Raw genomic sequence first — 9,411 nt, 5'->3', positions numbered from 1 at the left:
CTACGCCGAGGTCCGCCTCCCCGACGACCACCACGCCACCGCCACCTCCTACGGCCTCCACCCCGCCCTGCTCGACGCCGCCCTGCACAGCATCGGCCTGAGCCCGGCGCTCCGACTCGACGGAGGGAAGCTGCCGTTCTCGTGGTCGGGCGTCACCCTGCACGGCGCGGGCGCCGGCGAGGTCCGGGTGCGGCTGACCCCCGTCGGCTCCGACACGGTGTCGCTGACGCTGTCGGACCCGATCGGCCGGCCGGTGGCGACGGTCGACTCGCTCGCCCTGCGGGCGCGGCCCGAGCGGCTGGGCGCCCCCGACCCGGGCGACTCCCTGTACGTCCTGGACTGGACCGAGCTCGTCGAGGCGAGCTCCGGCGCGGCGCCGTCCGCCGCCACCACCGCGGGCTGGGCCCTGGTCGGCGGCGACGACTTCGGCGTGGCGGCGGCGCACGGGCTGCGGACCCACCCCGACCTGGACGCCCTGGCGGCCGCCACGGACCCGGCGGCGCCGCCGGAGTTCGTCCTGGTGACCTGCCCGCCGCAGTCCGCCGGGGCGGACGGTCTCACCGCCTCGGTGCGCACGGCCCTGGACCGGGGGCTGGCGCTGGTCCAGGGGTGGCTCGCCGACGAGCGGTTCGCCGCCTCGCGGCTGGTCTTCCTGACGCGCGGCGCCGTCGCCGCCGATCCCGCCGAGCAGGTGACCGACCTGCCGCACGCCGCGCTCTGGGGCCTGGTCCGCTCCGCACAGTCGGAGAACCCGGACCGGTTCGTCCTCGTCGATCTCGACACCGACACCGGCGCACTGCCCTCTCATGTGGTCGAACTCGCCACCGACGAGCCCCAGTTGGTTCTGCGCGGCAGCTCGGTCCGGGCCGCCCGGCTGGCCCGGGTACCGGCGCCGTCCGGCCCCGCCGAGCCGGCCGCCGCCCCCGACTGGAGCGCCGGTACGGTGCTGGTCACCGGTGCCACCGGCGCCATCGGCGGCGTGATGGCCCGTCACCTGGTCGCCGAGTGCGGCGTGCGCCACCTGCTGCTGACCAGCCGGCGCGGCGCCGAGGCCGAGGGTGCGAAGGAGCTGTGCGCCGACCTGACGGCGCTCGGCGCCGACGTCACCCTCGCCGCCTGCGACGTCGCGGACCGCGAGGAGCTGGCCCGGCTGCTGGCCGGCGTCGGCACCGCGCACCCGCTCACCGCGGTCGTGCACACCGCCGGCGTGCTGGACGACGGCGTCGTCGGCGGACTCACCCCCGAGCGGGTGGACCGGGTGCTGCGCCCCAAGGTGGACGCGGCGGTTAACCTGCACGAACTGACCCGCGGGCTCGGGCTCTCCGCCCTGGTGCTGTTCTCCTCCATCGCCGGCACCTTCGGCGGCATGGGCCAGGGCAACTACGCGGCGGCGAACGCGTTCCTCGACGCCTACGCCACCCACTGCCGCGCCCAGGGCTTCCCCGTCCAGTCGCTGGCCTGGGGCCTGTGGGAGCAGCGCAGCGAGATGACCGGCAAGCTGGCCGACGCGGACCTCTCGCGGCTGGCGCGCGGCGGCATCGTCGCCTTCTCCTCCGCCGAGGGCGCCGCGCTGTTCGACGCGGCGCGGGCGCTGGACGCGCCGGTGCTGCTGCCGATGCGGCTGGACGTCGCGGCCCAGGCCGGCGGTCCCGGCCCGGTGCCGCCGCTGCTGCGCGGCCTGGTCCGGACCCCCGCCCGGCCGGCGGCCCGGCGCACCGCGGGCGGGGGCGGCACGTCCGCCGACGCCGCCGACGGGCTGATGCGACGGCTGGCGGGCATGGCCGACGCGGAGCGCGGCCGGGTGCTGCTGGACCTGGTGCGCAACCAGGCGGCGACCGTCCTCGGGTTCACCGACCCGCACGCGATCGACGTCGACCGAGGGCTGCTGGAGCTCGGCTTCGACTCGCTCACCGCCGTCGAACTGCGCAACCAGCTGGGCCGGGTGACCGGACTGCGGCTGCCCGCCACCCTGCTCTTCGACTACCCGACGACCAGCGCGATCGCGGCCCACCTCGCGGAGTCGGTCACCCCGGCCGAGCCGGCGGCCGTCCCGCTGGTCTTCCCCGAACTCGACCGACTGGAGCAGGACCTGCCGCGGGTGGCCGCGGACGAGGCCGCCCGGACCAGACTCACCACCCGCCTCCAGGACCTCTTGTCGAAGCTGGGCCACGCCCAGGACCCGGTGGGCGACATCGCGGCGGCCGAGCTCGACTCGGCCTCCGACGACGAGATCTTCGACTTCATCGAAAACGAACTCGGCCTTTCCTGAAGAAAGCGGCGGTTGAACGGGTGAGCACCGTGAGCGAAGACAAGCTTCGCGACTACCTCAAGCGCGTGACGACGGACCTGCACCGCACGCGCCAGCGTCTGCAGAAGATCGAGGAGCGGGACCAGGAGCCCATCGCGATCGTCGCCATGAGCTGCCGCTACGCCGGGGGCGTGCACAGCCCGGAGGACATGTGGCGGCTGGTGGCCGAGGGCCGTGACGCGGTCGGTCCGCTGCCCGCGGACCGGGCCTGGGACGTCGAGGCCATGTACGACCCGGACCCGGACGCCAAGGGCAAGAGCTACGTGGAGGAGGGGGCCTTCCTCGACGCCGCGTACGACTTCGACCCGGCCTTCTTCGGGATCTCGCCGCGCGAGGCGCTGGCCATGGACCCCCAGCAGCGGCTGCTGCTGGAGACCGCGTGGGAGACCTTCGAGCGGGCGGGCATCGACCCGACCACGCTCAAGGGCAGCCGGACCGGCGTGTACGCGGGCGTGATGTACCAGGACTACGGATCCCGGCTGACCACCGTGCCCGAGGACGTCGAGGGCTACCTCGGCGCCGGCGGGTCCGGCAGCATCGCCTCGGGCCGCCTCTCCTACACCTTCGGTCTGGAGGGGCCCGCCGTCTCCGTGGACACGGCCTGCTCGTCCTCGCTGGTGGCGCTGCACCTGGCCACCCAGGCGCTGCGCCGCGGCGACTGCTCGCTGGCCCTGGTCGGCGGCTCCATGGTGATGTCCACCCCGGTGGCGTTCATCGAGTACGCCCGGCAGCGGGCGCTGTCCTCGGACGGCCGCTGCAAGGCGTTCTCGGCGCGGGCGGACGGCACCGGCTGGGGCGAGGGCGTCGGCATGCTCCTGGTGGAGCGGCTGTCCGACGCCCGGCGCCACGGGCACCCGGTGCTCGCCGTGGTCCGCGGCTCGGCCGTCAACCAGGACGGCGCCAGCAGCGGGCTGACGGCGCCGAACGGGCCCTCGCAGCAGCGGGTGATCCGGGCCGCGCTGGCCGACGCCCGGCTGTCGGCCGCCGAGGTCGACGCGGTGGAGGCGCACGGTACCGGCACCCGGCTCGGCGACCCGATCGAGGCCGGCGCGCTGCTGGCCACGTACGGCACGGAGCGCCCGGAGGGCCGGCCGCTGTGGCTGGGCTCGCTGAAGTCCAACATCGCGCACACCCAGGCCGCGGCCGGGGTCGGCGGCGTCATCAAGATGGTGCTGGCGATCCGGCACGGGATCCTGCCGAAGACGCTGCACGCCGAGGAGCGCAGCCCCATCGTCGACTGGGAGGCCGGCGGCGTCGAGCTGCTGACGGAGTCCCGGGAGTGGCCGCGGACCGGCGCCCCGCGCCGGGCCGCCGTGTCCGGGTTCGGCTTCAGCGGCACCAACGCCCACGTGATCCTGGAGCAGGCGCCCGAGCCGTCGGCGGACGAGGAGGAGGCCGCCGACCCGGCCGACCCGGCCGAGGCCCCCTCGGTGCTGCCCTTCCTGCTCTCCGGCCGGACGGCGGAGGCGCTGCGCGCCCAGGCCGGGCGGCTGCTCGACCACCTGGGCGCCCACCCGGACCCGGCCGCCGCCGACCTCGGGTACTCCCTGGCACTGCAGCGCGCCTCCCTGGAGCACCGCGCCGTGCTCGTCGCCCGGGACCGGGACGGGCTGCTGGAGGGTCTGCGGGCGCTCGCGGCCGGCGAACCGGCGGCGCGGCTCGTCCAGGGCGTGGCGGACGGCCGCCGCAAGACGGTGTTCGTCTTCCCGGGCCAGGGGTCGCAGTGGGACGGCATGGCCCGGCCGCTGCTGGCCTCCTCGCCGGCCTTCACCGAGCAGCTGCGCGCCTGTGACGCGGCGCTGGCGCCGTACCTGGACTGGTCGGTGGTCGACGTCCTGACCGGTGCCGCGGGCGCGCCGCCGGCCGACCGCACCGACGTCGTCCAGCCGGTGCTGTTCTCGATGATGGTGTCGCTGGCCGCGCTGTGGCGCTCGCACGGTGTCGAGCCCGCCGCCGTCGTCGGCCACTCCCAGGGCGAGGTGGCCGCCGCGTTCGTGGCGGGCGCCCTGTCGCTGGAGGACGCCGCCCGGGTGGTGGCGCTGCGCAGCAAGGCGGCGCTGGAGATCGAGGGCAAGGGCGGCATGCTCTCGGTGCTGGCCTCCGCCGAGCGGATCGCGCCCCGGCTGGAGCCCCTGGCCGACCGGCTCTCCCTCGCGGCGGGCAACAGCCCGACCTCGGTGACGGTCGCCGGCGATCCCGACGCCCTCGACGAGCTGCTGGCCCTGCTCACCGCCGACGGCATCAAGGCCCGCCGGGTCCCCGGGGTGCTGCTGGCCAGCCACTCGCCGCAGGTCGAGGCGCTGCGCGAACGGCTGCTGGCCGACCTGGCGCCGGTCGCGCCGCGCGCCGCGCGGATCCCGTTCTACTCCACGGTGACCGGCGCGCTGCAGGACGCCGCCGGGCTCGACGCCGACTACTGGTACCGGAACATGCGCCTGCCGGTCGAGTTCGAGCGGGCGGTGCGCGCGCTGCTCGCCGACGGCCACGGCGCGTTCGTCGAGGCCGGCCCGCACCCCGTGCTCGCGATGGCGATGCAGGAGACCTTCGAGGACGCCGGCGCGGGCGCCGTCGCCGTGGGCACGCTGCGGCGCGAGGAGGGCGGCTTCGACCGTTTCCTCACCTCGCTGGGCGAACTGCACGTCGCCGGCGGCCCGGTGGACTGGGCGACGGTGTTCGCCGGCACCGGGGCGCGCGGCGTCCCGCTGCCCACCTACGCGTTCCAGCGGCAGCGCTACTGGCTGGAGTCGTCGGTGGCCGCCGGGGACGTGGCGTCGGCCGGACTCGGTGCCGCCGACCACCCGCTGCTCGGTGCCGCCGTGCACCTGGCGGACGCCGACCGGCTGCTGCTGACCGGTCGGCTGTCCCTGGAGACCTCGCCCTGGCTCGCCGACCACGCCCTGACCGGCAGCGTCCTGCTGCCCGGCACGGCGTTCCTGGAGCTCGCGGTGCAGGCCGCCGACCGGGTCGGCTGCGGGCAGGTCGAGGAGCTCACGCTCCAGGCGCCGCTGCTGCTGCCCGCGTCCGGCGGCGTGGCGGTGCAGGTCACCGTCGGCGAGCCGGACGCCGCCGGGCGCCGGACGGTGGGCGTCTACTCGCGCGCGGAGAACGCGGCGGAGGACGCCTGGGTCGCCCACGCCTCCGGCACGGTCGTGCCCGCCGCCGGGGCGGCCGGCTTCGACCTCGCCGCGTGGCCGCCGGCCGGCGCCGAGCCGGTGGCCGTCCAGGACCTCTACGAGCGCTACGCCGCGAACGGGTTCGGCTACGGGCCCGCCTTCCGCGGCCTGCGCGCGGCCTGGCGGCTCGGTGACGACGTCTTCGCCGAGGTGCGGCTGCCGGAGGACCACCGGGAGGGCGCCCGCGCCTACGGGCTCCACCCCGCGCTGCTGGACGCGGCGCTGCACGGCATCGCGCTCGGGCCGCTGTTCGAGTCCGAGCAGGCCGGCGGCGGCAACGGCCGCCTGCCGTTCTCCTGGACGGGCGTCACCCTGCACGCCTCCGGCGCCGCCGAGCTGCGGGTGCGGCTGTCCCCGGCGGGCGCCGACGCGGTCGCCCTCCGGATCGCCGACACCGCCGGCCGGCCGGTCGCGGCCGTCGAGGCGCTGCTGCTGCGCGAGATCCGCCCCGAGCAGCTCTCCGGCACCCGGGCCGCCCTCACCGACGCGCTGTTCCGGGTCGACTGGACGCCGCCGGCGCTCGCCGACTCCGGACCCGCCACCGCCTGGGGGGTGTGGGGCGCGGACCGGCTGGGGCTGGGCGCGCTGCCGGGACTGGCCCCGCTGGATCCGTCCGACCCGGTCGTGGCCGACGGTGCGGTGCCGGAGGTCGTCCTCGTCCCGTGCGCACCGGAGCCGGACGCCACCGCCGCCGCCACCGGCACCGACGCCGACGCGGCCCGGGCCGCCGCCGAGCGGGCGCTGGAGCTGGTCAAGACCTGGCTGCGCGACGACCGCTTCGCGGACTCCCGGCTGGTGTTCGTCACCCGCGGCGCCGCCGCCCTGCCGGGCGAGGACGTGACCGACCTGGCGCACGCCACGCTCTGGGGCCTGGTGCGCTCCGCCCAGAGCGAGAACCCCGGCCGCTTCGTCCTGGTGGACCTCGACGGGCACCAGGACTCCGTGCGGGCCCTGCGCGCCGCCGTCGCCACCGGCGAGCCCCAACTCGCCGTCCGCGAGGGCGTCGTGCTGGCGGCCAGGCTGGCCCGCGTGCCCGCCCCGGCCGGCGATCCCGCCCTCGGCTGGGACGGCGAGGGCACCGTGCTGATCAGCGGCACGGGCACCCTCGGCGGGCTGCTGGCCCGCCACCTGGTCGCCCGGCACGGCGTGCGCCGTCTGCTCCTGACCAGCCGCCGCGGGCCCGAGGCCGAGGGCGCCGAGGAACTGCGGGCCGAACTGGAGGCGGCCGGCGCCTCGGTGACGCTCGCCGCGTGCGACGCCGCCGACCGCGACGCCCTGGCCGCCCTGCTGGCCGGCATCGACCCGGCCCACCCGCTGACCGCCGTCGTGCACACCGCCGGTGTGCTGGACGACGGGATCGTGAGCGGCCTGACCCCCGAGCAGCTCCACCGGGTGCTGCGGCCCAAGGTCGACGCGGCCGTCAACCTGCACGAGCTGACCGCCGGCCTCGACCTGTCCGGCTTCGTGCTCTACTCCTCCGCGGCGGGCGTCCTCGGCGGCCCCGGCCAGGCCAACTACGCCGCCGCCAACGCCTTCCTGGACGCCCTGGCCCACCGCCGCCGGGCCGCCGGCCTGGCCGGCCGGTCACTGGCCTGGGGCCTGTGGGCCGACCCCAGCGGCATGACCGGCCACCTCGACGCCGGGTCCACCGAACGCTCCGCCCGCTCGGGCGTCGCCCCGATCTCGGCCGAGCTGGGCATGGCCCTGTTCGACGCCGCCGCGGCCGTGGACGAGCCGCTGCTGGTGCCCATGCTGCTGGACACCGCCGCGCTGCGGGCGGGCGCCGCCACCGGCGCCGTCCCGGCCCTGCTCCAGGGGCTGGTCCGTACCCCGGCCCGCCGCGTGGTGGAGGCCGGGACGGAGGCCGACGGAACCGACTCGCTCGCCCGGCGCCTCGCCGGGCAGACCGAGACCGAGCAGCAGCGCTTCCTGCTGGACCTGGTGCGCTCGCTGGTCGCGGCCGTACTGGGCCATGCCTCGTCCGACGCGGTCACCGCCGACCGGGCCTTCCGGGAGCTGGGCTTCGACTCCCTGACGTCGGTGCAGCTGCGCAACCGGCTGAACACCGCCACCGGGCTGCGGCTGCCGACCACGCTGGTCTTCGACTACCCGAACCCCACGGCGCTCGCCGAGTACCTGCGCACCGAGGCACTGGGCGACCGGCTGCGCACCGCCGCCCCGGCCGCCGCCGGGACCGCCGTCCGCGAGGGCTCCGAGGACGCGATCGCCATCGTCGGCATGGCCTGCCGCTTCCCCGGCGGCGTGCGGAGCCCGGAGGACCTGTGGCACCTGGTGGCCCAGGGCAGGGACGCGATGGCCGCGATGCCGGCGGACCGCGGCTGGGACGTCGAGGACCTGTACGACCCGACGGGCAGCCTCCCCGGCAAGTCCTACGCGAACGAGGGCGCGTTCCTCTACGACGCCTACGACTTCGACCCCGCCTTCTTCGGCATCTCGCCCCGTGAGGCGCTGGCGATGGACCCGGTGCAGCGGCTGCTGCTGGAGACCTCCTGGGAGGCCTTCGAGCGGGCCGGCATCGCACCGGCCTCGCTGAAGGGCAGCCGGACCGGCGTGTTCGCGGGCCTGATGTACCAGGACTACAGCCTGCGGCTGCCGCAGGTGCCGGAGGACCTGGAGGCGTACATCGGCAGCGGCAGCTCCGGCAGCGTCGCCTCCGGGCGCGTCTCCTACCTCTTCGGCCTGGAGGGCCCGGCGGTCACCGTCGACACGGCCTGCTCCTCGTCGCTGGTGGCGCTGCACCTGGCGGCGGAGTCGCTGCGCCGGGGCGAGTGCTCGATGGCGCTGGCCGGTGGTGCGACCGTGATGTCCACCCCCAACCTCTTCGTCGACTTCAGCCGCCAGGGCGGCCAGGCCCCCGACGGCCGCTGCAAGGCGTTCTCCGCGGCCGCCGACGGTACCGGCTGGGGCGAGGGCGCCGGCATGCTGCTCCTGGAGCGGCTGTCCGACGCCCGGCGCCACGGGCACCGGGTGCTGGCGGTCGTCCGGGGCACCGCGGTCAACCAGGACGGCGCCAGCAACGGGATGAGCGCGCCGAACGGTCCCTCGCAGCAGCGGGTGATCCGGGCCGCGCTGGACTCGGCCGGCCTGGGCACGGCGGACGTGGACGTCGTGGAGGCGCACGGCACCGGGACGACGCTGGGCGACCCGATCGAGGCCGGCGCGCTGCTGGCCACCTACGGCCAGGGGCGGCCCGAGGACCGGCCGCTGTGGCTGGGTGCGCTGAAGTCCAACATCGGTCACACGCAGGCCGCTTCCGGTGTGGCGGGCGTGATCAAGATGGTGATGGCGATCCGGGAGGGCGTGCTGCCGCGCACCCTGCACGCCGACGAGCCGTCACCGCACGTGGACTGGTCGGCGGGCGCGGTCGAGCTATTGACCGAGGCGCGGCCCTGGCCGCAGACCGGCGCCCCGCGCCGGGCCGGCGTGTCGGCGTTCGGCATCAGCGGCACCAACGCGCACGCCATCGTGGAACAGGCACCCGAGGTCGCCGACGAACCGTTGACGGCTCCGGGCAGCGGTCCCGTGGTGCCGTGGGTGGTCTCCGGCAGGACCGCGGCGGCGCTGCGGGCCCAGGCCGAGCACCTGCGCGCGCACGTCGCCGCCTCACCCGAACTGTCGCCCGTGGACGTCGGCTTCTCGCTGGCGACCGGCCGGACCGCCTTCGAGCACCGCGCGGTGGTCGTCGGACACGACCGCGAGGAGCTGCTGAGCGCCCTGGAGGACACTGCCGGAACGCAGGCCGTCGACGGGCTCACGGCGTTTCTCTTCACCGGCCAGGGCGCGCAGCGACTCGGCATGGGCCAGGAGTTGCACACGGCGTTCCCCGTCTTCGCCGACGCGTTCGACGAGGTCTGTGCCGTTGTCGACGAGCACCTCGACCGGCCGCTGAACGAGGTCATCACCTCCGAC

2 protein-coding genes are annotated in these 9,411 nt (G+C 76.3%); both read left to right on the top strand.

Annotated features, from left to right (window positions below; genetic code table 11):
- Positions 1-2,269, top strand: a 2,269-nt coding sequence (locus tag ABT238_RS38195) for a type I polyketide synthase (protein WP_350807088.1), incomplete at its 5' end; no start/stop codon positions are given.
- A 29-nt stretch (positions 2,270-2,298) separates the two neighbouring features.
- The coding region (locus ABT238_RS38190; RefSeq protein ID WP_350807081.1) for a type I polyketide synthase at positions 2,299-9,411 on the top strand (7,113 nt) is incomplete at its 3' end.

Source organism: Kitasatospora sp. NPDC001527 (genome assembly GCF_040298605.1).
Lineage (GTDB): Bacteria > Actinomycetota > Actinomycetes > Streptomycetales > Streptomycetaceae > Kitasatospora.
Note: the sequence above shows the minus strand (reverse complement) of the source record. Positions and strands in the feature narration are given on the sequence as shown.